The 22,024-nt window shown below is 68.2% G+C and carries 22 protein-coding genes; 11 read left to right on the forward strand and 11 right to left on the reverse strand.

Translation table 11 applies throughout. From position 1 onward, the window contains the following. The first annotated feature begins 151 nt into the window (after window positions 1-151). A complete protein-coding gene (locus tag V3328_RS06525; RefSeq protein WP_340328803.1) occupies window positions 152-1,285 on the forward strand; it encodes an ABC transporter permease in 1,134 nt (377 codons plus the stop codon). A 259-nt stretch (window positions 1,286-1,544) separates the two neighbouring features. Here V3328_RS06525 and V3328_RS06530 read toward each other — a convergent pair whose 3' ends face one another. Then, window positions 1,545-2,645 (reverse strand): linear amide C-N hydrolase, encoded by a 1,101-nt coding sequence (locus tag V3328_RS06530; RefSeq protein WP_340328804.1) that lies wholly within the window; start codon window positions 2,643-2,645, stop codon window positions 1,545-1,547. 429 nt (window positions 2,646-3,074) lie between these two features. Here V3328_RS06530 and V3328_RS06535 point away from each other — a divergent pair, with 429 nt between their 5' ends. The 3 genes from V3328_RS06535 to V3328_RS06545 all read left to right on the forward strand — a co-directional run bounded on the left by V3328_RS06535 (window position 3,075) and on the right by V3328_RS06545 (window position 5,531). Then, window positions 3,075-3,713, forward strand: a complete 639-nt coding sequence (locus tag V3328_RS06535; protein WP_340328805.1) for a TetR/AcrR family transcriptional regulator — start codon at window positions 3,075-3,077, stop codon at window positions 3,711-3,713. Between the two features lie 24 nt (window positions 3,714-3,737). Continuing rightward, a complete protein-coding gene (locus tag V3328_RS06540; protein WP_340328806.1) occupies window positions 3,738-4,121 on the forward strand; it encodes a DUF1428 domain-containing protein in 384 nt (127 codons plus the stop codon). An 891-nt stretch (window positions 4,122-5,012) separates the two neighbouring features. Then, entirely contained in the window at window positions 5,013-5,531 is a 519-nt protein-coding gene (locus V3328_RS06545) for a DUF6790 family protein (RefSeq protein ID WP_340328807.1), read from the forward strand. Window positions 5,532-5,566: 35 nt separating this feature from the next. Here V3328_RS06545 and V3328_RS06550 read toward each other — a convergent pair whose 3' ends face one another. Further along, entirely contained in the window at window positions 5,567-6,139 is a 573-nt protein-coding gene (locus V3328_RS06550; protein ID WP_340328808.1) for a winged helix DNA-binding protein, read from the reverse strand. A 115-nt stretch (window positions 6,140-6,254) separates the two neighbouring features. On the opposite strand from V3328_RS06550, the gene V3328_RS06555 reads away from it, so the two are divergent. Continuing rightward, entirely contained in the window at window positions 6,255-7,352 is a 1,098-nt protein-coding gene (locus V3328_RS06555; RefSeq protein WP_340328809.1) for an LLM class flavin-dependent oxidoreductase, read from the forward strand. A 31-nt stretch (window positions 7,353-7,383) separates the two neighbouring features. Beyond that, window positions 7,384-8,505 (forward strand): alkene reductase, encoded by a 1,122-nt coding sequence (locus tag V3328_RS06560; RefSeq protein WP_340328810.1) that lies wholly within the window; start codon window positions 7,384-7,386, stop codon window positions 8,503-8,505. A gap of 229 nt (window positions 8,506-8,734) precedes the next feature. Here V3328_RS06560 and V3328_RS06565 read toward each other — a convergent pair whose 3' ends face one another. From V3328_RS06565 to V3328_RS06580, 4 genes are all read right to left on the reverse strand, one after another. Then, window positions 8,735-10,495, reverse strand: coding sequence for an FAD-dependent oxidoreductase (locus tag V3328_RS06565; RefSeq protein WP_340328811.1), 1,761 nt, complete (start codon window positions 10,493-10,495; stop codon window positions 8,735-8,737). A gap of 111 nt (window positions 10,496-10,606) precedes the next feature. Then, window positions 10,607-11,086, reverse strand: coding sequence for a pyridoxamine 5'-phosphate oxidase family protein (locus tag V3328_RS06570; protein ID WP_340328812.1), 480 nt, complete (start codon window positions 11,084-11,086; stop codon window positions 10,607-10,609). 884 nt (window positions 11,087-11,970) lie between these two features. Beyond that, window positions 11,971-12,576, reverse strand: a complete 606-nt coding sequence (locus V3328_RS06575; RefSeq protein ID WP_340328813.1) for a mobile mystery protein B — start codon at window positions 12,574-12,576, stop codon at window positions 11,971-11,973. Beyond that, the gene (locus V3328_RS06580) at window positions 12,573-13,049 is read right to left on the reverse strand and encodes a mobile mystery protein A (protein ID WP_340328814.1); all 477 of its coding nucleotides are present in this window, start codon (window positions 13,047-13,049) and stop codon (window positions 12,573-12,575) included. Before V3328_RS06580 ends, V3328_RS06575 begins: the two co-directional genes overlap by 4 nt. 492 nt (window positions 13,050-13,541) lie before the next feature. Here V3328_RS06580 and clpS point away from each other — a divergent pair, with 492 nt between their 5' ends. The 3 genes from clpS (at window position 13,542) to V3328_RS06595 (ending at window position 15,682) form a co-directional block, all read left to right on the forward strand. Then, a complete protein-coding gene (gene clpS / locus V3328_RS06585) occupies window positions 13,542-13,853 on the forward strand; it encodes an ATP-dependent Clp protease adapter ClpS (protein ID WP_340328815.1) in 312 nt (103 codons plus the stop codon). Window positions 13,854-13,986: 133 nt separating this feature from the next. Continuing rightward, a complete protein-coding gene (locus V3328_RS06590; protein WP_340328816.1) occupies window positions 13,987-14,454 on the forward strand; it encodes a DUF6790 family protein in 468 nt (155 codons plus the stop codon). Window positions 14,455-14,554: 100 nt separating this feature from the next. After that, the gene (locus tag V3328_RS06595; protein ID WP_378758946.1) at window positions 14,555-15,682 is read left to right on the forward strand and encodes a serine hydrolase domain-containing protein; all 1,128 of its coding nucleotides are present in this window, start codon (window positions 14,555-14,557) and stop codon (window positions 15,680-15,682) included. 206 nt (window positions 15,683-15,888) lie between these two features. Here V3328_RS06595 and V3328_RS06600 read toward each other — a convergent pair whose 3' ends face one another. Continuing rightward, window positions 15,889-16,500: a DJ-1/PfpI family protein gene (locus tag V3328_RS06600; protein WP_340328818.1), complete on the reverse strand. Its 612-nt coding sequence runs from the start codon at window positions 16,498-16,500 to the stop codon at window positions 15,889-15,891. 198 nt (window positions 16,501-16,698) lie between these two features. On the opposite strand from V3328_RS06600, the gene V3328_RS06605 reads away from it, so the two are divergent. Continuing rightward, the gene (locus V3328_RS06605) at window positions 16,699-17,442 is read left to right on the forward strand and encodes a YrhK family protein (protein WP_340328819.1); all 744 of its coding nucleotides are present in this window, start codon (window positions 16,699-16,701) and stop codon (window positions 17,440-17,442) included. A 55-nt stretch (window positions 17,443-17,497) separates the two neighbouring features. On the opposite strand, the gene V3328_RS06610 is transcribed toward V3328_RS06605, so the two are convergent. From V3328_RS06610 to V3328_RS06620, 3 genes are all read right to left on the reverse strand, one after another. Then, window positions 17,498-17,863: a hypothetical protein gene (locus tag V3328_RS06610; RefSeq protein ID WP_340328820.1), complete on the reverse strand. Its 366-nt coding sequence runs from the start codon at window positions 17,861-17,863 to the stop codon at window positions 17,498-17,500. 16 nt (window positions 17,864-17,879) lie between these two features. Further along, the gene (locus V3328_RS06615; RefSeq protein WP_340328821.1) at window positions 17,880-19,349 is read right to left on the reverse strand and encodes an aldehyde dehydrogenase family protein; all 1,470 of its coding nucleotides are present in this window, start codon (window positions 19,347-19,349) and stop codon (window positions 17,880-17,882) included. Between the two features lie 996 nt (window positions 19,350-20,345). Beyond that, on the reverse strand, window positions 20,346-20,918 hold the full coding sequence (locus tag V3328_RS06620) for a TetR/AcrR family transcriptional regulator (protein WP_340328822.1): 573 nt from the start codon (window positions 20,916-20,918) through the stop codon (window positions 20,346-20,348). Window positions 20,919-21,012: 94 nt separating this feature from the next. Here V3328_RS06620 and V3328_RS06625 point away from each other — a divergent pair, with 94 nt between their 5' ends. Further along, entirely contained in the window at window positions 21,013-21,801 is a 789-nt protein-coding gene (locus tag V3328_RS06625; RefSeq protein WP_340328823.1) for a crotonase/enoyl-CoA hydratase family protein, read from the forward strand. On the opposite strand, the gene V3328_RS06630 is transcribed toward V3328_RS06625, so the two are convergent. Further along, window positions 21,798-21,977, reverse strand: coding sequence for a hypothetical protein (locus tag V3328_RS06630; RefSeq protein ID WP_340328824.1), 180 nt, complete (start codon window positions 21,975-21,977; stop codon window positions 21,798-21,800). The two genes, V3328_RS06625 and V3328_RS06630, sit on opposite strands and share 4 nt — an antisense overlap. Between the last annotated feature and the right edge of the window lie 47 nt (window positions 21,978-22,024).

A 22,024-nucleotide genomic window follows, 5' to 3' on the forward strand; every position in this document is an offset into this window, starting at 1 on the left:
GCGCCCGGTGCGGCGCACCGGGCCGGATCGAAGCGGATCGCAAGCGGCTCTCCCCGCAGGTCCACAGCCAGTCCGTGCCGGCGCACCGGCACGCCGGCAGCCGGGCGCCCGTTGACATGCGGGGGCAGTCGCGAGCTCCGGGAGCCGCCCCGTGAGCGCCATCTCGCTCACCCGCGTCACGGCGATCCTGGTGAAGGAACTGATCCAGATGCGCCGCGACCGGCTGACCTTCGCGATGATGGTCGGCATCCCGATCGTGCAGCTGATCCTGTTCGGCTTCGCCATCAATACCGATCCCAAGCACCTGCCGGCCGCCGCCGTGATCGAGGATTCCAGCCGCTTCGGCCGCGCCGTGTTCGCGGCGATGACCAATTCGCGCTACTTCGACTTCGTCACCACGGCCGACGGCGAGACGCAGGCGCGGGACATGCTGGCGCGCGGCGAGGTCTCGTTCGTCGTGACGGTTCCGCTCGACTTCGGCCGGGACCTGGTTCGCGGCCTCCAGCCGACGCTGCTGCTGGAGGCCGACGCGACGGATCCGGCCGCCGCCTCGAACGCGGTCGGGGCGATTTCCGAGATCGTCCGCTCGGGCCTCAGCCACGACCTGCGCGGGCCGCTGGAAAGCCTCAAGGCCGGCTCGCCGCCGGTCGAGGTGGTGGTGCACCGGCTCTACAATCCGGAGGGCATCACCCAGTACAACATCGTGCCGGGGCTGCTCGGCGTGGTCCTGACCATGACGACGATCCTGATGACGGCGATGGCGCTGACCCGCGAGCTGGAACGCGGCACCATGGAGAACCTGCTGGCGATGCCGGCCAGGCCGGTCGAGATCATGATCGGCAAGATCCTGCCCTATATCGGCCTCGGCTTCATCCAGGTCGGCGTGATCCTGGTCGCCGCCTTCGCGATCTTCACCGTGCCGATGCTGGGGTCGCTCGGCCTGCTGCTATTCGCGCTGCTGGTCTTCATCGCCGCCAACGTGACGCTCGGCTACACCTTCTCGACGCTGGCGCGCACCCAGATGCAGGCGATGCAGATGACGTTCTTCTTCTTCCTGCCGTCGATCCTGCTGTCCGGCTTCATGTTCCCGTTCCGCGGGATGCCGGTATGGGCGCAATGGATCGGCGAGGCGCTGCCGCTGACCCATTTCCTGCGCATCGTCCGCGGCATCGTGCTGAAGGGAAACACGCTCGCCGACATCACGCCCGAACTCTGGGCGATCGCAGGCTTCTTCGCCGCCGTCGCGACGGTGGCGCTGCTCAGGTATCGGCGCACGCTGGACTGAGGTCAGCCTGCCGTGAGGCTGCTCCATCCTCAGCCGCTCGTTCCGGACCCCGGGAGCGAACGGCAGTGAGCGGACGGTGAGCCGGAACCCAGCGTGACGATCCGAAGGCACAATAGTGCAAACGCTGTACGTTCCCGGGGCCGATACATCACGGCGCCCGGACGGGCGCCGTGTCGTCAAGGTCAGGCGCTGGCCGAGGCCCGACCGCCCGAAGTCCGAACGCCCGACGTCCGAATGCCCGAAGCCCGAACGCCCGTTGTCATTGGGTCGGGTCGGCCTGCAGCCACTGGAACGGCGTCTCCTCCACGAAGTGCTTCGCGGCGTTGCCGGAATAGTACCTGCCGCCGGCGATCGGAAGTTTCATGGCCGGCGCGCCCGCAGACAGGTCGAGATCGCCCAGATCGACCCAGAACGTGTTCGGCGTCGTCGAGGAGTCGAAATAGTAGACCTTGTTCTTCTGGTCGGAGACCGTGCGCCACAGGGTCGAGGCGATATTGGGTTCGTTCGGCGTGGTGATGCCGAGCGGGACGCTGACGGCGCGCATCACGGACATCACCTCGGCGACCGCCTGGTGGGCATAGGTCTGATCGGGAACCGCCGAGATGAAGTTCGGATCGGTCTTGCCGGGGACCGCGCCGATCAGGAAGGAGGCGCGGGCGAAGCGGTCGGCGGCCGAGTTGGTGCCGGGCAGAAAGGTCAGGCCGCCGATCTTTTCCCAGTAGCTGTTCAGTGCAAGCTGCTGGTCGTAGGTCGGCGAATTGGTCATCACGACGTACTGCTTGCCGTGGTGGACGACCAGATCGCCGTCGATGTACTCGAAGATCGCCGAATCGCCCGTCGGATCGGAGATCGACAGATGCAGCGTGGCGGCCGAGCCGTTCGGCAGCCTGGGCGCGACGATGCGGAATGGCTGGGCCTGGAGGCCGTCGACGGCCTCGGCCACGGTGGCGTAGTTGTCGAGGACGTATTGCGCCCACAGGCCGATCGACATCGGCGGCTTGTCGTCGAGCCCGCCGTAGTTCGCCTCCGCCAGATAGAGCATGTTGGCCACGAGGCCCTGGTCGTTCATGCCGTCGGCGCTGGCGATGTTGTAGCCCGAGGCGATGACGCTGCCGTACTTCGACACCCATTTCGGCGAGTCCGGACCTGCCGAGCCGTCGCGCGCCATGCCGGCGGGAAACGCCCACAGGTCCGTCTGCATGTCCTGCATCCAGTCCATGCTGCGGCCGGTCATCACCGTGCCGTCCGAGCCGGTATAGAGGGTGCGGGTGCAGGCCTGCGCGACCGACGGCACGACCGTCGCCGTCGAGAACAGGGTCAGCGCCACCCACGAAAGGGATTTCAGTCTGGAGATCTGCATCAGGTCCGCTCGCATCCGAAAAGGCGCTTTGGTGGCGCCGGTTGAAAGTCGAAACGACATGGCACTTTGCGGGGATTTGTACAATATGAAAAAAACTTCGATGAGGATGAGGTTGTCATGAAGAAATGACCTTGAAACGACCCATGTCATGGGGCCGATAATCATCAAAAAAACGCGGCTGTCATACCGCTAACATGCAAGGTGTCTGCATATGTGCGAAATAACTTTCGGATTTTCTTCCCTAAGGTAAGTTTCGCTCAGCGCGGTCGAGGGTCGAGCGCGGATGAGGGCGGCAGTTCGGCCCTGCCGAGAGCACCATGGCGCGCTACCACAAGCAACGGCAGACGCTGACGCGCCGCCAAGCCACGATCGGGACTTGACTAAGTACCTACCAGTCGGTATGGAAATCACGATGCGACAGGAAGCGACATGACATCCCAGCACAGTTCGAAGACGCGACTGCTGGAGGCGGCCGTGAAGGTGGTCCGGACGAAGGGCTACAATGCGACCCGCGTGGAGGACATCTGCGCGGAAGCCGGCGTCACCAAGGGCAGCTTCTTCCACCACTTCAAGAGCAAGGAGGATCTGGGCCTCGGCGCCGTGGCGCACTGGAACGCGTTCACGTCCGACCTCTTCGCCCGGGCGCCGTACCACGAGGCCGACGATCCGCTCGACCGGGTGCTGGGCTACATCGCCTATCGTAAGGAACTTCTGGAGGGCGACGTCCCCGAATTCACCTGTCTCCTCGGCACGATGGTGCAGGAGATCCACGACACCGATCCGAGCCTCCGCGAGTCGTGCGCGCGTGGCCTGGACGGGCATGTCGCCACGGTCGAACAGGACATCGCCGAGGCCGTCGCGCAATACGGGCTCGAGCCCGACTGGACGGCGGAAAGCCTGTCGGTGCTGATCCAGTCGGTGCTCCAGGGGTCTTTCATCTTCGCCAAGTCGGGAAAGGGCGCCGGGGTCGTCACCGACAATCTCGATCATCTGCATCGCTACGTGAGCCTGCTGTTCGGCCGTCCGGCGCGCGCGCCGTCCGCGTCCGCACGGGCCCACAGCCAATGAGCCCAGGGAAAACGGAGTAACCCAATGCCCTACATCGACGGTTTCGTGATCGCGGTTCCGACCGCCAACAGACAGAAGTTCATCGACCACGCCAAACGCGGCAACGGCGTGTTCCTCGACCTCGGGGCAACCCGGATCCTGGAGTGCTGGGGGGACGACGTTCCCGAGGGCAAGGTCACCGACTTCCGCAAGGCGGTGCAGGCGACCGAGGACGAGACCGTCGCCTTTTCGTGGGTCGAATGGCCCGACAAGGCCACGCGCGACGCGGCCATGGCGAAGATGACCGAGATGATGTCCGACCCCTCCAAGCTCGACGAACGGATGGATCCGCAGAAGAACCCGATGCCGTTCGACGGCAAGCGGATGATCTTCGGCGGCTTCGAGCCGGTGGTCGACCTGCACAAGTGACCGCCGACGGCGGCCAGGGCTGCCAGGTTTCCGGTTGAATCGGGAGGCTCGATCGTCCGCCGGTTCCGGATGCCGGGAGCGAGCGGCAGTGAGCGCAAGGTGAGCCGTAACCCCGCGTGACGGTGCGCCGAAGGCGCAATGTTTTCCGCGGTGGGCGATCGTGATGGCCGCCCTCGTGGTTCGAGACGCGGGCTTTGCCCGCTCCTCACCATGAGGGCTCTTTCTGTGGCTCGCCATGAGGGCTGTTTCCGTGGGTGGGGAAACCCATGGACGGCGGCGGCTGCGCCGGATCGTTGCGCCGGATCATGGCCCGGGTCCCGTTTCCACGGGGACGAGCGGCAGGCGGCTCACCATGAGGGCTCTTTCTGTGGCTCACCATGAGGGCTGTTTCCGTGGGCGGGGAAACCCATGGACGGCGGCGGCTGCGCCGGATCGTTGCGCCGGATCATGGCGCCGGGTCCCCGTCTCCACGGGGACGAGCGGCAGGCGGCTCACCATGAGGGCTGCTTCTGTGGCTCGCCATGAGGGCTGTTTCCGTGGGTGGGGAAACCCATGGACGGCGGCGGCTAAGCCGGATCGTTGCGCCGGGTCCCCGTTTCCACGGGGACGAGCGGCAGGCGGCTCACCTGGCGGGTCAGTTCAAGCGCGGTACGCGCCGGCGCCAACCCTTCCATCGATGGGAAGGGCTATGCGCCTGCAGCACTTCCGGAATATCAGACCGGCGCCTCCCGTCGAGGGGAGGTGGGCGCACGCCGCCGGCACAGGCCGTCCGGCCAGGATCTCACGCCGGCCCCTCGCCGCGCTGTCGCGCGGCGGGGCGTCCTGGGGTATGGTGCCGGGCTCGTCCGGGCGCCGGAGCGGGCGGAGTATCCTGTCGCCGGGGGGCACCACATGATCGCAGCAGTCATCACATTCGTCCTGTCGAACTTCACGCTGACCTTCCTGGTCGTCGGGCTGGTGTTCTCGCTAGTCGCCGTCGCCCGCGCGCCGAAGCCGGTGAGTTCGGCCGTGATCGTCGAGAAGCTGATCTCCTGGCATGTCTTCTTCGCGATCGGCGCGGCGTTCCTCTACAATTTCGTCATGCACGTCTTCTTCGGGAAGATGGCGGCGGCCTTCATCGGCTGGGCGGACAGCCCGTTCCAGTTCGAGGTCGGCACCGCGAGCCTCGGCTTCGCCGTGGTCGCGTTCATCGCCGCGTTCGCCAGTTTCGAGCTGCGGCTCGCGGCGATCCTCGGCCCGTCGATCTTCACGCTCGGCGCGGCGGCCGGGCACGTCCACCAGATGATCGTTGCCCACAACTATGCGCCGGGCAACGCCGGCATCATCTTCTGGACCGACATGCTGATCCCGCTGTTCGGCTTCGTGCTGCTCTTCCTGCAGTGGCGGCTGGGCAAGCCGGCGCGGGCGTGATCGGCGACTGACCCGGCCAAGGCGACCGGGCGGCGTCAGCCCTGCGGGCGCTTCTGCGGGCGGCGGTGGGTCGCCGCGGCGCGGGAGATCTCCTCGTAGATGCCGGCGAGCAGGTTGAGCGTCCTGGTCGCCTCGGCCATCCGTTCCGGATAGCCCGGCACGCTCTCGACGGCGGCGATCAGCAGCGCCCGGCGAATGTCGGCGTATTTCTCCGTCACCTCATGGCCGAGCTTCGTGACCGAATAGGTGACGCCCGAGCGCGCCGAGCCGGAGCGCTCGACGAAGCCGCCGGCGATCAGCTTGCGCAGGCTGTACTGGATGTTGGGGATGTCGTCCCGGTTCATCAGCCGCGCCAGTTCCTTGACGCTCTTCGGCCGGTCGTTCATCCGGATCACGTGCAGCAGCGCGTTCTCGGGGCCGCTGGCGGCGAAGTCGATCACCGCGGCGAGGCATTCCGACTGCCAGCGGCCGAAGGATTCGAAGGTCCGCTGGATGGCGAACTCGAGTTCCGTGGTGTCGACCTCCGCCGACGTTTCCGCCAGATGCCAGCGGCGGTCGAACGTGTCCGAGGCTGATTCCTGCGTGTCTTTCGTGCGCCTGCGCGCCATCGGTTTCCTCCGGTCATGGCGGGACCCGACGATAGCGACGCCTCACCTTGCGTCAAAATAGAATTTCAAATAAAAAGTCTATTTAAAATAAGCCGCGTCACAGAAGGGGAACTCAATGACGACCAGTGCCAATCCGATGTTTGCCGGGAACCGCTTCCTCCTCGGCACCTTCTCGTCGAACTGCTCCAGCGGGATGACGGTCACCAAGGTGCCGGAGCGCTGGAACAACTCCTTCGACAACAACGTGAAGCTCGCCAGGCTGCTCGACGACGCGGGCATCGACTTCATGCTGCCGATCGCCCGCTGGATCGGCTACGGCGGCGAGACCGATTTCCACGGCGGCGTGCTGGAGACGGTCACCTGGGCGACCGGCCTGCTCGCCCAGACCAGGAACATCTGCGTGTTCGCGACGATCCATACCGCCGCCAACAACCCGGTGGTGGTGGCCAAGCAGATCGCCACCATCGACGAGATGAGCAACGGCCGCTCCGGCCTCAATATCGTGGCCGGCTGGAACAAGCCGGAATACGAGGCGCTCGGACTGACCCTGCCCGACGACCACGAGACCCGCTACGGCTACGCGCAGGAGTGGTTCGACATCGTCCAGAAGCTGTGGACGTCGACCGAGCATTTCGACTGGGACGGCACCTATTTCAAGCTGAAGGGCGTGAAGGGCGATCCGCGCCCGGTCGCCGGCCGGCCGCCGATCATCAATGCGGCGGGCTCGCCGCAGGGCCGCGAGTTCGCCACGAAGAACGCCAACTTCCTGTTCACCCCGGCGATCGACCTGTCGCGCTCGGTCGACGAGATCAGGGAGCTGAAGACCCAGGCCAGGGCGCAGGGCCGCGAGGTCGACGTGCTCACCTTCGCCCACGTCGTCTGCCGGCCGACCGAGAAGGAGGCGCAGGACTACCTGGAATACTTCGCCCGCGAGAATGCCGACTGGGAGGCGGTCGACAACCTGATCAACCTGCAGTTCGCGCACGCCCAGTCGTTCCCGCACGACCTGATGGCGCTGATCCGCGACCGGTTCGCGATGGGCCACGGCGGCTTCCCGCTGATCGGCACGCCGGAGCAGGTCGCCGACGGCATCATGCAGCTGCACGGGGCGGGCTTCGGCGGCACCACGCTGTCCTTCGTCGACTATGTCGAGGAGTTCCCGTACTTCCGCGACAACGTGCTGCCGATCCTGGAGGAGCGCGGCATCCGCTAGCCTGGCGGCCGCGTTTGCATCGGGGCCGCGTTTGCATCGGGGCGGCCGCCTGTCTATTGCGGGGAGACGCCAACGCAACGGGAGCAGGACCCTGACCCTCTTCGACCCGGTCGACCTCGGCACGCTCGCGCTCAAGAGCCGCATCGTCATGGCGCCGATGACCCGCAACCGCGCCGGGCCGGGCAACGTGCCCGGGCCGCTGGCGGCGACCTACTATGCCCAACGCGCCTCGGCCGGCCTCGTCATCACCGAGGCGACGCAGGTCGCCCCGGAGGGCCAGGGCTATCCCGACACGCCGGGGCTGCACTCGACGGAGCAGACGGATGGCTGGCGGCGCGTCGTCGACGCCGTGCACGAGGCCGGCGCCCCGATCGTCGCGCAGCTGTTCCATGTCGGCCGGATCTCGCATCCGCTGTTCCAGCCGGAGCGCCGCCTGCCGGTCGCGCCGTCGCCGATCCGGCCGGCGGGCAGCTGCTACGGGCCGGACTGGACCAAGATCCCCTACGAGACGCCGGCCGAGCTCGACCGGGGGGGCATCGACCGGATCGTCCGGCAGTTCGGCGCGGCGGCCGCGAACGCCAGGGCGGCCGGCTTCGACGGCGTCGAGATCCATGCCGGCAACGGCTACCTGGTCGACCAGTTCCTGCGCGACGGCACCAACCGGCGGAGCGACGGCTATGGCGGGCCGCCGGAGAACCGCGCCCGGTTCCTGGTGGAGATCCTCGAGGCGGTGACGGCGGCGTGGGGCGGCGGCGACAGGATCGGCGTGCGGTTGTCGCCGTGGAACGGCTACAACGACATGGCCGACAGCGATCCGGCCGCGGCGTTCCCGCGGTTCGGCGGGGCGGTCGCCGGGTTCGGGCTGGCCTACGTGCACGTCATCGAGCCGGCCGACGCGGGCACGCCGATCGCCCGGCGGATATCGGCTGCGGCCGGCGCGCCGCTTATCGTCAACGGCGGCCATGACGGCGCCAGCGCCGCGCGCGCGGTCGCCGCGGGGGCGGCGGACGCGGTGTCGTTCGCCAGGTGGTACATCGCCAATCCCGACCTGCCGGCCAGGCTGCGCGCCGGACTGCCGCTCGCCGAACCCGACAAGGCGACGATCTACGGCGGCGGGGCGAAGGGCTATACGGACTACCCGCCGGCCGGGTGAGTGCCGAGCGGCCCGCCCGCATGGTTTGAGGCGGGCGGCGACACCGCCGTTCTCACGACGAGGGCTTCGAGGGGACCGAAGGCGTCGCAACCGCCGCGCTCGGCCCCGGATCAGGTCCGGGGCGTAGTCCTGTCGTGTGGCACGGGCCATGCCCTACAAACGGCATACATCCCGGCCCCCGCGCCGGCCGTCGGGCCGGGATCCAGGGGCGGTACGGCACGGCGGCTGTCTAGCCGTCGCTGCCGACGCCGTGGTGGACGCGGAACAGGTTGCCGGGGTCGTATTTGCGCTTGATCTCAAGCAGGCGGTCGTAGTGCTCGCCGTAGAACGAGCGCTGCCAGTCCGGCTCGAAATAGTCGGCCTCGTTGGCATAGGTGCCGCCGCCCGGCGTCGCCTCGCGCAGGATGTCGATCGCCGCCTGGATGCGCCCGCGCGCGGCGCGGCCGCGGGCGAGGTCGGGCTCGTGGCCGGGGATGCCGGGAAACACCGGCGCCTGGTTCGACGCGATGATGACCAGCGTCGCCGCCTCGCGCACCAGCGGATTGATGCTGGTCTCCTCCGCCTCGCGGGCGAGCACGTCTGCCGGCGCGCCCGACAGGCCCTTGTTGAAGTGCATCGACACCGGCGCGTGCCGCGAGGCCTGAAACAGCGCCCGCGCGAGCGTACCGGCCCTGTCCGGCGCAAACAGCGACAGCGGCAGCCAGCGCGACTGGTAGGTGTTGAGGAACTGCGACACCTCGCCCTGGTTGGACGCCCACCAGTAGTGGTTCGGCAGCGCCTCGGGGCGGGTGTCGACGCGGACGAAGTCCGGGTCGGTCTCCTGCCAGGCCGACAGGTCCCACAGGTCGGAGAACCGGAAGACGTCGAAGGCCAGGTCGGCCCGGGCGCCGGCCGGCAGGTCGTCGAGCAGCGGCTGCCAGACCGCCTTCGCCGCGGCCTCGTCGAGGTCGAGGAAGGTCATGTAGACCTGAAGCGAATTGTCGCCGCGCACCGACAGCTGTTCGCCCCAGTGCGGGTTGTTCAGCGCGCCCGGATAGAAGGCGACGAACCGCGACAGGAGTTCGCGGAAGGTCGCCTCGTCGGGCGCCTGTATGGTGCCGTGCGCCAGGCCGATCGTCTGCGGCGGCTCGTGGGCGCGCAGCGCCACCCTGGTGACGATGCCGAAGGTGCCGCCGCCGCCGCCGCGCAGCGCCCAGAACAGGTCGGCGTTCTGCGCCTTGTTGGCGACGAGGACGCTGCCGTCGGCGGTGACCACCTCGAACTCGAGCACGCCGCCGGCGCCGCTGCCGAAGCGCTTGGAGAAGCTGCCGTAGCCGCCGCCCTGGAGGAAGCCGCCGGCGGCGCCGACGCTGGTGCAGCCGCCGCCCTGCACGTAGCGGCCGGCCTGCGTGGCCGCCGTGTAGACCTCGATCCAGCGCGCGCCGGCCTGCGCCACCACGGCGGGAACGCCTGCGTCAGAGTCCGCCGCCCCGGCGATCCTGAACTCGGGCTCGTAGCGCACGCCGCGCATCCGCCCGGTCCAGACCAGCAGCGAGTCCGGCGCGCAGTTGCGGCCGAGATAGTCGTGGCCGGCGCCCTTGATCGCCAGCCGGACGCCGTGCTCGCGGGCGAACGAGACTGCGGCGGCGACGTCGTCGGCGCTCTCGGCGGCGACCGCATAGGGGCTCGGCTCGAATGTCCAGGCGTCGAGCCAGCCGTTGGTCTGCTGGGCGCCTGGATGGTCCTGGATGAAGAACGGGTTGGCCATGTCCTTCAGCGCCGCCGAGCAGGCCGCACCCGGGGCGTCCGCCGCGCACGGGGCGAGCGGCGAGGTGACGGCGACCAGACGGTCGCCGAGCCTGGCGCGCAGCGCGGCCCAGGCATCGGCGCTTGGCCACGCCGCGCCCGGCACCGCGACGGCAGGCGAGGCACCGGCGGCCGGCAGGCCGAGCGCGGACACGCCCGAGGCGGCAACCGCGCCGTGGAGGAAGGTGCGTCTGGAAATGGACATGGCGAAACCCCGGCGTGACGTGCGGACGATCAGGGGCCGCAGTCTAGGGGTTTCGCGACAGGCGGCAATGCGGGCCGCCCGCCGGATTTGCCGCAGGGTAAACGCGTGGCGCTACATCCGCACCTTGGCCTGATCGCCCATGTCGGGGCGGTCGCCGGAGACGGCGGCGGCGATCATGCGGGCGTAGGCGGCGATCGTGCCGGGGCCGTCCCAGTACTGGGCGTCGTTCGGCGTCACCTTGAGGATGCGGATGGAGGGATCCTCCGGATCGTCCCACCAGGCCTTGGCCGGCGTCGACCACAGCGTCTTGATCTTCTCCCGGTCGTTGGAGACGATCGCCGTGCCGCTGACCGAGACGTAGTCCTGGTCGTCGGGATCGGCGAAGGCGAGGCAGACATGCGGGCTCTGCCGGATCTCCTCGTCCTTGTGGCCGTGCACGTCGGTGAGGAAGTAGACGGCGTGCTCGTCGCGGGCGACATGGGCGGCCATCGGCCGCGAGCGGATGTCGTCGCCGTCGCGGCTGGCCAGCATGCAGAAGCCGATCTTCTCCATCAGCTTCCAGACGCGATCGACGGTTTCGTGGTCGGACATGGTGTACTCCCGTAACTGCTTCGACCGGGAGAACGGGTCGCGGGGCGGATCGTTCCGGTGGTGGGGATGGGGGAACTTATTTATTCAACAAACCCGATTCGCTTGCTAATGGTTGTGCATGCAAAAAAAGATACGAATAGGCGTAGCAGTGGCACTCTTGGGCGCGGGTGTTACAACGATGTTGGCCGAGGGTTCAAATTTTACTGTCAGCTTTGGGGTGGGAGCGATAGTTGCTGCCGGAGGTGCGTTTTGGCTCATTATGGAGTATTATACGTCCACGAGTGAGGTGAAACCGGAGCATAGCCAACCCGTATTTAAAATCGGAAAGGCGAATCGTGTAATATTCGAGGATCACGAATACGCCGATAATAGACCTCATTCGGAGATTGGCGAGGTTGGCGAACTTACTGCAAAGAGGATTCGCGAAATCAATGCCCAAAAGAAGACCTGAGGATTCCCGTACCGTATTCCGGAACGTTGGCGTGAGTGGCTTCAAGCGCGCCGGCATCCTCATTGAGAACGAAGAGTTGGATGTTCTCATTGACGGGTTTACTGCAAGTGGAGACATGCCAGCTATCGAGGCACCAACTGTTGGTAATCTTGACGTTCGAAATTATAGGCACCTAGGCAGCGAGGGGGCCAGGGACGCAGACCATCCCATCCGCACACCGCAATGCGGTCCAAGTCGCACCCTTCACTGGGTCAAGCTACCTAATTGTATGATGCGTAAGACTAAGAAGAAACGCGGTAAAGATTAGCTTTGGTGTCCGGTTTTCGGATTTTTTTAAAGCTTTTCGAGGCGCGGCTGAAGACTTTTCACGACGCGATGAAGGGGGTTTCTCCTCTATTCTGCATGGCCTCCACCGAAAACTCGTCACGTGTAGTCATCTCCCGTGCCCGGCAAAGTCCAGCAGCGGTCCGATGTCGCCGCGGTCGGCCGCACGCAGGGCGGCGAGGTATTGCTGCCGCCGCTCGTCGCTGACGCTGCGAAGATCATACCCGCCAGCCCAGTCGATCGCGTCTTCACCATGGACGTGAGCGAGGAAGGCATCGGCGAATATCCGGGCGTGGCGGCCGTTGCCGTTCGGAAACGGATGGACGAATACGAGCCGGTGGTGGAGCCGCACGGCCTGCTCGACCGGATCGAACGTGCCGTGTTCAGCCCAGTAGCGGGCATCATCCAGCAGGTTGCGCACCTCGACGCTGATCGTAACGGGATCGACGCCGATGTTCTTCTCTGTCAGCCGGTACGCTCCGGCCCAGCGCCACACCTCGCCGAACAGGCGGTCGTGCAGGTTGCGGACAAAATTATCCGAGAGGATGTCGGGCTTTCGCTGCCGCGCCAGCCATTGCAGGCCACTTTGTATGTTCGCCTGCTCGAGCTCGTTGAGCTCGCCCTGCGTTCGCACGTGCCCGAAGCGCAGCCCCTGCGCTTCGTCGGGATCGAGCGGCGTTGCGCCCTCCGGCGTTTCATCGGGCACATCGCTCATGGGTACTCCCAGAAGTCGGGCGGCATGTCGCGCACCATCTCATCGGCAATGCGCTCGATCTCCTGCCTGAGGGCATCAGGGGGCAGCCCCTGTTTCTCGAGGGCCATGTGTTTACTCGTCGTCTCGACAAGCGCGTGCGCCTTGCGCCGCGCCTGCGCTGCGATGAGGTCCTCGACCGTCGGGTTGGCGCCGCCGTCCGGCACGATGGCATAGACGAAGCGGCAGCCCATTGCCGCGGCGAGCGCGTGCATGGTCCTGAGTGTCGTGCCGCCGGAGAGCTCGGCCTGCTCCACCTGTGAAATCCGGGCGCGCGACAGCCCGGCCCGCCGACCGAGCTGGGCACCCGACATTGCGAGGCTCCTGCGCACCGTCGCGATCCAGCCTTCGGCCGGGACGGATAGCCCGGAGACCTGGCGCGCGGCTGTGTCGACGAGCTTCCGATATTGCCGCAGGGCGGTTTGCTTGACACTCATGTCTATATATCACTTGACATATGGAGGTAGTTTGTCCATAAATATATAGACAAACGATACGCTGGCGTAAATATATATATTTACGATCATTGGGGATTTGTCGCCATATGAGTTGACATTTCCGACCGGTTCGCCAAGCGTTGGCTCAACGAACGGCATTGAAAATAAAAATATTTCAATGGGTTGATATCGAGGCGCCCCGCGCCTTGCACGCCGCCAGACTTCGGCGGGATGGCCGGCCAATTCGAGGTGACCGCGCCGCCGGGCAAGGGCGCGCGGACAATCACTGCTCACTCCCGCGGCCGACAGCCGCCTGCCGGCTCTTGCCGTTCCCGCAGGATGCCCGCGTTCCCAAACCGCCCACCAGCACCCGGCAGGGCTGACTTCTCGGCGCGATCTGCTATCTAGTGTGGCGAACCCGAGCAGCCGATCGCCCCGTTGCCGCGAGCCCTCCGACCGGCGCCGGCGACCCCCGGGGCGGAGGAGGGGACCATGGCCGATACCGATCTGAAGCCGCGCGGCAAGACCAGGACCGTTTCGAAGACCGAACGGCCGCGCCTGCACAAGGTTCTCCTGGTCAACGACGACTTCACGCCCCGCGAGTTCGTGGTGATCGTGCTGCAGGCCGTGTTCCGCATGGACGAGGCGCAGGCCGCCCGCGTCATGATGACCGCCCACCAGCAGGGCGTCTGCGTGGTCGCGGTGTTCCAGAAGGACGTCGCCGAGACCAAGGCGAGCGAGGCGACGGACCTCGGCCGCGAGGCCGGCTACCCGCTGATGTTCACCACGGAACCCGAGGAATAGGGCCCGGTCGGCCGGCTCCCCCTCCGGCCGGGAGCCCGTAAGGCCAAGCCTCAAAAGGCCAGGATCCCGAAAGAAAAAGACCCGGAAAATCAAGACCCGAACGACAGCCCCCCAACACCGAAAGGCGCTCCGCATGTATGTCTGGTTGATCGTCCTGATGATGGGCGTCCTGCCGGTCCTCTCGATCGTGCTCGAACCCCTGCTGAGGCCCGATGCGGCGGGGTTCGTCGACCTGGTCGGACGCTGGTTCGTGTTCTGGGCGGGGGGCATCCGGCTGTTCCTGGCCGGCCTGAGGCAGACGACGAAGCCGGAATTCACCGCCGAGAAGATCCTCGGCATCAAGGACCCCGCCGCGCTGGTGGCGATCCAGGAACTGGGCTTCGCCAACCTGGCCACCGGGGCGGCGGGAATCGCCTCGCTGGTCCTCACCGGCTGGGTGGTGCCGGTCGCCTTCATCGCCGCGGTGTTCCTCGGCCTGGCCGGCATCAAGCACCTGCGGCGAGGGTCGCACACCGGCAACGAGACGGTCGCCATGGTGTCGGATCTCGCCGTGGCGCTGGTGCTGGGACTGTTCGTCATCGCGGCGCTGGCCGGCGCCTGAGCGGCGCGGCGGGCAGTAGCAGGGGTGGGCGCGCGCCGATGCCGCCCTATCTCCGGCGTGCCTGTGCCGGCCTGGGGGGCGCAGCCAGTCAACGGTGACAATGCGTCAGATCCTCTTCGTGCTCTCAGTCCTCTCCGCCGCGCTGACGGGTCTCGCGGTCCATACCGGTCCCGGCCGCGCGCAGGAGCCGCCACCCGCCTCAGCGCCGCCCGCCTCAGCGCCGTCCACCACCGCGCCGCTCGCCGACCGGCTCGCTCCCGTCCTCGAGGCAGCCGAGGCGCTCCGGCCGCTGCAGACCGTGGTCGTCGCCGTCGACGGGGGGATCGTCGCCGAGCGCGGCTATCGCGGCCATTCCACCACCGCCTCGACCAACATCAAGTCGGCGTCGAAGTCGATCGTCTCGGCGCTGGTCGGCATCGCCATCGACAAGGGCATCCTGGAGGGCGCCGACCAGCCGATCGCGCCGATCCTGGAGGCCGACCTGCCGGACGACCCCGACCCGCGCATCCACGACATCACCATCGGCAACCTGCTGTCGATGCAGGCCGGGCTCGAACGCACCTCCGGGGCCAACTACGGCGGCTGGATCGCCAGCCCGAACTGGGTGCGCGACGCGCTGGCCCGCCCCTTCGTCGACGATCCCGGCGGCGGCATGCTCTATTCGACCGGCTCCACGCACCTACTCTCGGCGATCCTGACGAAGGCGTCAGGCCGGCCGACGCTCGAACTCGCCCGCGACTGGCTGGGGCCGCTCGAGGGCTTCCACATCGGCAGCTGGGAGCGCGATCCGCAGGGCATCTATCTCGGCGGCAACCAGATGGCGATGACGCCGCGCTCGCTCGTCGCCTTCGGCGAGCTCTACCGGCGCGGCGGGGTGACGCCGGCCACTGAAACATCGGGGGGCGAGCGGCTGGTGTCGGAGGACTGGATCGCGCAGTCCTGGACGCCGCGCACGGCGTCGGTCTTCTCCGGCGACGACTACGGCTATGCCTGGTTCATGCGCGACATCGCCGGCCATCCGGTGCGCTTCGCCTGGGGCTACGGCGGGCAGATGCTGTACGTCGTGCCCTCGCTCGACCTGACCGTGGCGATGACCTCCAGCCAGGAGGAGTCATCGGCCCGCTCCGGCCACCGCGACGACCTGCACGCGCTCCTGGCGCAGATCATCGGGGTGGTCGAGGGGGAGAACGGGGCCGGGGAGGAGGACGAGGACGGCGGGGCGGGATGAGGCGGCGGCCGGCTGCGGATGCTGCCGCGGCCTCTGCGCTGGGTCCCGGCGCGGGGGCCGGGACGTAAGCTGCGGGCAGGCGCGACTGCCTCGCCAGACGACAAGCCTGCGCCCCGGACCCCGATCCGGGCCCAGCCCGGTGAGTGCGGCAGGAAAGGCGCGGCGTTGCCTGCGGCAGCCTGCCCGCCGGGTCCCTGGCGCGGGCCCTACCCGAAGGCGTCGCGGTCGGCCTCGCGCCACCACACGTATTCGGCCGCCCTGGCCACCGCTTCGGCCGTCTCCCGGTCGATCAGGCGGGCGATGACGGCGAGCGTCATGTCGATGCCGGCCGACACGCCCGCCGAGGTGATCACGTTGCCGTCCTCGACCCAGCGCGCCTGGCGCTGCCAGCGCGCCGCCGGACCGTGCGCCGTCGCCCAGTCCCACGACATCTTGTTGGTGGTGGCGCCGCGGCCGTCGAGCAGGCCGGCGCGGGCCAGCAGCGCCGCCCCGGTGCAGACGCTGGTGACGAGCTCGGCCCTTGCGGCGGCCTCCGCAAGCCAGCCGGTCAGGACGGGGTTGTCGACCTCCCGGCGCGTGCCGAAGCCGCCGGGGACGAGCAGGATGTCGTAGGCACGGTCGGCCGCTCCCGTCGCGATGGCGTCGTCGACGAGCGTCGCCGGTCCGCCACGCGCGGCGACCGGCGCGCCGGTCTCGCCGATCATGCGGATCTCGAAGCGGTCGGACATCATCGCGTAGATCTCCAGCGGCCCGTAGAGATCGAGCAGCTCGAAGCCGGGGAAGACGACGGCGCCGACGACGCGCGGAGACGTGCTCATGGCAGATCCTCTGGCTAGACCTCGTCGCCGGGACCCGCGTCCCGCCCGACTCGGCGTGTGCGGACGCAAGGGTAGCGTTCCCGGGCGTCCGGGCAATGGCGGCCGTCGATCCCGCTGGCCGGATTTTGCCGGGAGGCGCCATGCGCGCTAGCCTGAGGAGACCGCCCCGCCCGTTCCCCACCATCCTCCGGACACGACATGCCTCATCTCATCGCCAACCGGCCGCGGCTCTACAGCCTCGCGAAGGAGGGGCCCGACGCGCGCGGCCAGTTCCGCTGGGAGACGATCAATGCGATGACGTACAAGCTCGGCGGCGTCGTGTTCGTCGTCGGCAGCATCCTGTTCTTCCCGGCGCTGGAGGCCTGGTCGGATCTCGGCGCCTGGCTGTTCGTGATCGGGTCGATCATGTATCTCGCGGTCAACCTCCACGATCTGCTGGAGGTGATCCGGCACCGCCGGGAGGCCGGCCACCATCCGGTGCGCACCGGGCTCAACCTGCGCGTCGCCAAGCTGCGGCTCGAAAGCCTCGCCGTCGGCGTCTACCTGTCGGGCTCGGTGCTGTTCATCGTCGGCAGCCTGTTCTTCCTTTCCGAGATCGACTGGGTCGCCGGCGGAGCCTGGTGCTTCATGGTCGGTTCCGTGCTGTTCGTCGTCGGCGCCTCGGTGAACATCCTGCAGATCGTCCAGGCCGAGACGCTGGTGACGATGCAGCTCATGAACCTCACCGCGGTGTCCTACGTGATCGGCTCGGTGCTCTTCGCCGTCGCCTCGGTGCCGTACCTGTGGACCTTCGACAGTTCTCAAGACCGGCGCGTGCTGCTGAGCTATCTGGCGGCGCAGTTCGTGCTCGGCAGCGTGCTGTTCCTGGTCGGCGGCCTGTTCAACTACCGGCGCGCCTGGCTGGTGATCCGGCGGCGGCCGAGCCACGCGCAGGCGGGGTGACGGTGGCGATCACGAGAGCGGCTGCGCAGCCGGTCCGAGGCGTCGGCACCGACGCTCAAGGGCGCGGCACGTGCGGCACTTCGCGCATGTCGCCGTCAGCGACCGCGAACGGCGCGCCGCCCGCGGTTATGACGGCGCGGTCCTTGCCCTCCACGAAGTCGAACATGGCGTTGAGCACGACGTCGTCGCGGCCCTGATAGCCCTGCGGCCGGTAGATGACGATCGCCATGCGGTCGTCAAGACGCGTGTAGACATAGTCCGACTCGCCGACCAGCCTGCCGCCGGCGGTGATGTAGCAGTGCGTGCCGGTCTCGTAGGTCACCGTGTGGGTGGAGATGTCGGTGAAGTCGCCGTGCCCGGAATGGTGCACGCCGGTCCATTCGATGCTCTTGCCGACGAGGGATTCGGGGGCCGTCGCCATGTCCGCAACCTCGCGCTCAGCCGTGCCTGAAGACCACCGTCTTACTGGTCGAGAACTCGTAGAGCGCGTCGAAGCCCTTCTCGCGGCCGTGGCCGGACTTCTTGCGGCCGCCGAAGGGCAGCTCGACGCCGCCGCCGGCGCCGTAGCAGTTGACGAAGACCTGGCCGACCTGCAGCGCCCTGGCGACGCGCATCTGGCGGGCGCCGTCGGCGGTCCAGACGCCGGCGACGAGACCGTAGTCGGAGGCATTGGCGACCCTGACGGCGTCGGCCTCGTCGGCGAACGGGATCGCCGACAGGACGGGGCCGAACACCTCGTCGCAGGCGAGCGCGTTGTCGCGCGGCACCGGGCCGAACAGGGCGGGCGCAGCATAGAAGCCGCCGGCCGGCGCGCCGTCGGCGATGGTGCCCTCGGCGAGCAACGGCACGCCCTCGTCCTTCGCCCGGGCGAGAAAGCCCGAGACCCTGTCGCGCTGGCGGGCGCTGATCAGCGGCCCGACGTCCCGGTCGTCCTGGTGCGGTCCGGCGACGAGCCCGGCGAAGCGCTGCGCGAGGTCCTTCATCACCTCCTCGCAGATCGATTCCTCGATCAGCACGCGGCTGCCGGCCGAGCAGGTCTGGCCGCCGTTCTGGATGATGGCGTTGACGACGACCGGTAGCGCCGCCTCGAGGTCGGCGTCGGCGAACAGGATCTGCGGCGACTTGCCGCCGAGCTCCAGCGTGGCGCCGATATGGTTGCGGGCGGCCGCCGCCTGCACCAGCGTGCCAACCTCCGGCGAGCCGGTGAACGAGATGAAGTCGATGCCGGGATGGCCCGACAGGGCCGCGCCGGCCTCCTCGCCGGTGCCGGTGACGATGTTGATGGCGCCGGCCGGGAAGCCCACTTCGAGGGCGAGCCCGGTGATGCGCAGCGGCGTCAGGCAGGCCTCCTCGGCCGGCTTGAGCACCACCGCGTTGCCCATCGCCAGCGCGCCGCCGACCGAGCGGCCGTACATCTGGGCCGGGTAGTTCCACGGGATGATGTGGCCGGTGACGCCGTGCGGCTCGCGCAGCGTCAGGGCCATGTGATCCGGCAGGAAGGGCAGGGTGTCGCCGGAGAGCTTGTCGCAGGCCCCGCCGTAGAACTCGAAATAGCGCGCCGCCGAGGTGATGTCGGCCTTGCCCTGCCGGGCCGGCTTGCCGGTGTCGCGCGATTCGAGCTCCGCCAGCTCGTCGAAATTGTCGAGGATCGCCTGGCCGAGCCTGGTCAGCAGGCGGCCGCGCTCGTGCGGCGCCATGCGGCCCCAGGCCCCCTCGAAGGCGGCCCGCCCGGCGGCGACGGCTGCATCGACGTCGGCCGCGCCGGAGCGGGCGATCGCCGCGAAGACGGCGCCGTCGGAGGGGCAGAGTACGTCGAGGGTGCGGCCGTCGGCGGCCGCAACGCTGCGCCCGGCGATGATGTTGCGGTGTGTCTCGAGTGCGGGGTGCAACTGGGCTGCCGCCGTCATGACCTGTCCTTTCGAGGGAGGCGATCCTGTGGCCGGCACAGTAGGGCGGACGCGGAGCCGCCTCAAGCGCGCCATCGCCCGCGCGGTGCGCCGGCGGTAGCGATCGTCAGCGTGGGAGGATCGACAGCGTGGGATGACCGTCAGGGGGCCGGCGCATGAAAAAGGCGGCGCTTCCCCAAGCGCCGCCTCCGTCGCCGTGTTCCGGCGTCCCCGTCCCGAACCGAGCTGGCCCCGAACTTAATCGGACTTCGAAATCGATGGTATGCCTCTAGCGTTAACGCGGCCTTAAGGCAACCGTGGGGCAGCGGATTTCCGGTGGCGGCGCGGGGGCGGCGGCTGGAGAAACCTGCTTGCGGGTTGAATCGGGACGCTCGATCATCGGATCGTTCCGGACGCCGGGAGCGAACGGCCGTGAGCGGACGGTGAGCCGGAATCCAGCGTGACGAGCCGCCGAAGGCGCAATATTCGCGGCGGGTGCTCTTGCACGGGCCGCCCTCGTGGTTCGAGACGCGGGCTTTGCCCGCTCCTCACCATGAGGGCTTGGGGCGTGCCGTGCGGACATGCAGCACGACAGCGGCGGCTTCGCCGGCGTGTCGCGCTGGCCCCGGCGCGGCGGCCTGGACGCAGGCCGCGGTCGATCCACGGCCTCGACATACGACGGACATACGCCCCGACCTGATCCGGGGCCCCGCGTGAGGAGAGGCCGAAGGCGCAATTTTCGCGGCGGGTGCTCTTGTGCGGGCCGCCCTCGTGGTTCGAGACGCCTTGCTGACGCAAGGCTCCTCACCATGAGGGCTCCTTTTGTGGGTCGGGGAGACGCTCCAGCAGCGGCGGCTTCGCCGGCGTGTGGCGCCGGGTCCCCGTTTTCACGGGGGCGAGCGGAAGGAGGCTACATGGCGCGCCGATGCAAACGCAGTTCGCGGCTAGTGGGTCTTTGGATTCCGACGTCTGCTCCCGGGCCTGCATCGGCGGGATGCCAATGTCGGAATCGGACCACTAGGTGCTCAGGGCGACCATGTCCCTGGCGGCCTCGCCGGCCTCGAGGATGTAGGTGGCGTCGCGGTGGATCAGCGAGGCGGCGAAGGCGCCTTCGAGCAGCAGCGTCACGCGCCGGGCCAGCGTCGCCGGGGCGGCGGCGCCGGCGGCGGCGAAGGTCTCCTCGAGCCATTTCTCGAAGCGCTTCTTGTGGGCGGCGCCGGCCTTGACCGCGGGATGGCCGGGGGTGCTGGCGAGCTCGCCGGCGGTGCGCAGGAAGCCGCAGCCGCGCCACTTGGGATGCTTGGCGCCGCGGGCGACGCCCTCGAAGATCGCGTAGACCTGGTCGGTCAGCCCGCCGTCGGCCGCGTCGAACCACGTCCGGAAGGCGTCGAGGTTCGGCTGGTCGCGGGATTTCAGGTACTCGGTGACCAGGTCGTCCTTGCTCCGGAAGTGATAGTAGAGCGTCTTCTTGGTGATCTTCGCCTTCTCGGCCACCGCATCCACGCTCACCGCGCGGATGCCCTCGGCATAGAACAGACGGTTCGCCGCGGTCAGGATGCGGTGCTTCGTATCGGTGCGGGTGCGGGGCATCTTGATGTATACCAACCAGTGAGTTTACAGGACCGTACACGGCCGTCAGTCTCGCGGCAACCTTGAAGACGGACGCGAGCACATGGAGGTGGACATGTCCGAACCGGTGACGGTCGAGCAGCGCGGCGAACTCGCTCTCCTGACCCTGAACAGGCCCGACAAGCTCAATGCACTGAACTATGCCACGATCGACCTTCTGATGGCCCGCCTCGACGGGATCGAGCGCGACCCGGCGGTCCGAGCGGTCGTCCTGACCGGCGCGGGACGGGCCTTCTCGGCCGGCGGCGACATTCCCGAGTTCACCGCGAGCATGGCGCGCGGCGTCGACGAGGCGGTGCGCGACTTCTGCCGGCGCGGCCAGGCGATGACGGCGCGGCTGGAAGCGTTCCCGAAGCCGGTGATCGCCGCCGTCAACGGCATCGCCTATGGCGGCGGCTGCGAGATCACCGAAGCCGTGCATCTGGCGGTGGCGAGCGAGCGTGCGCTGTTCGCCAAGCCGGAAATCAACATCGGCATCCCGCCGACCTTCGGCGGCACGCAGCGTCTGCCGCGGCTGGCCGGGCGCAAGCGCGCACTGGAACTGCTGCTGACCGGCGACCCGTTCACCCCGGCGCGCGCCCTCGACCTGGGGCTGGTCAACCGCGTCGTGCCGCACGACGACCTGCTGCCTGCGGCGTTCGACCTGGCCGGGCGCATCCTGCGCCACTCCCCGCTTGCCGCCGCACGGATCCTCACGGCGGTGACGCGCGGGCTCAATGTCACGATCGACGAGGGCCTGCTGATCGAACGCGAGCAGTTCGCGCGGATGTCGGCATGCGCGGACGCGCGGGAGGGACTGGCCGCGTGGATCGGGCGTCGGCCGCCGGCATATGCCGGCCGCTAGCGGCTCCGGAGGTCGGTCTGGACGGTGACGGCGGCTCCGAGTGCGTTCGATACCGCGGACGGACCGGCGGCCCGGACGCCGCCGCCCAGGCCGAGAACGACGCCGACCAGCGCGGCGACGCCTGCAATCACGGAAAGCCAGCGGGTGACGAGGCTGGCGGGTCGATCACTGGACACGGAAGGTCTCCATCGCACTCTACTCGCGATGGAGAACCCGGTTACCG

Origin of the sequence: Microbaculum marinum (assembly GCF_037855135.1) — a bacterium.
Classification (GTDB): domain Bacteria; phylum Pseudomonadota; class Alphaproteobacteria; order Rhizobiales; family Tepidamorphaceae; genus Microbaculum; species Microbaculum marinum.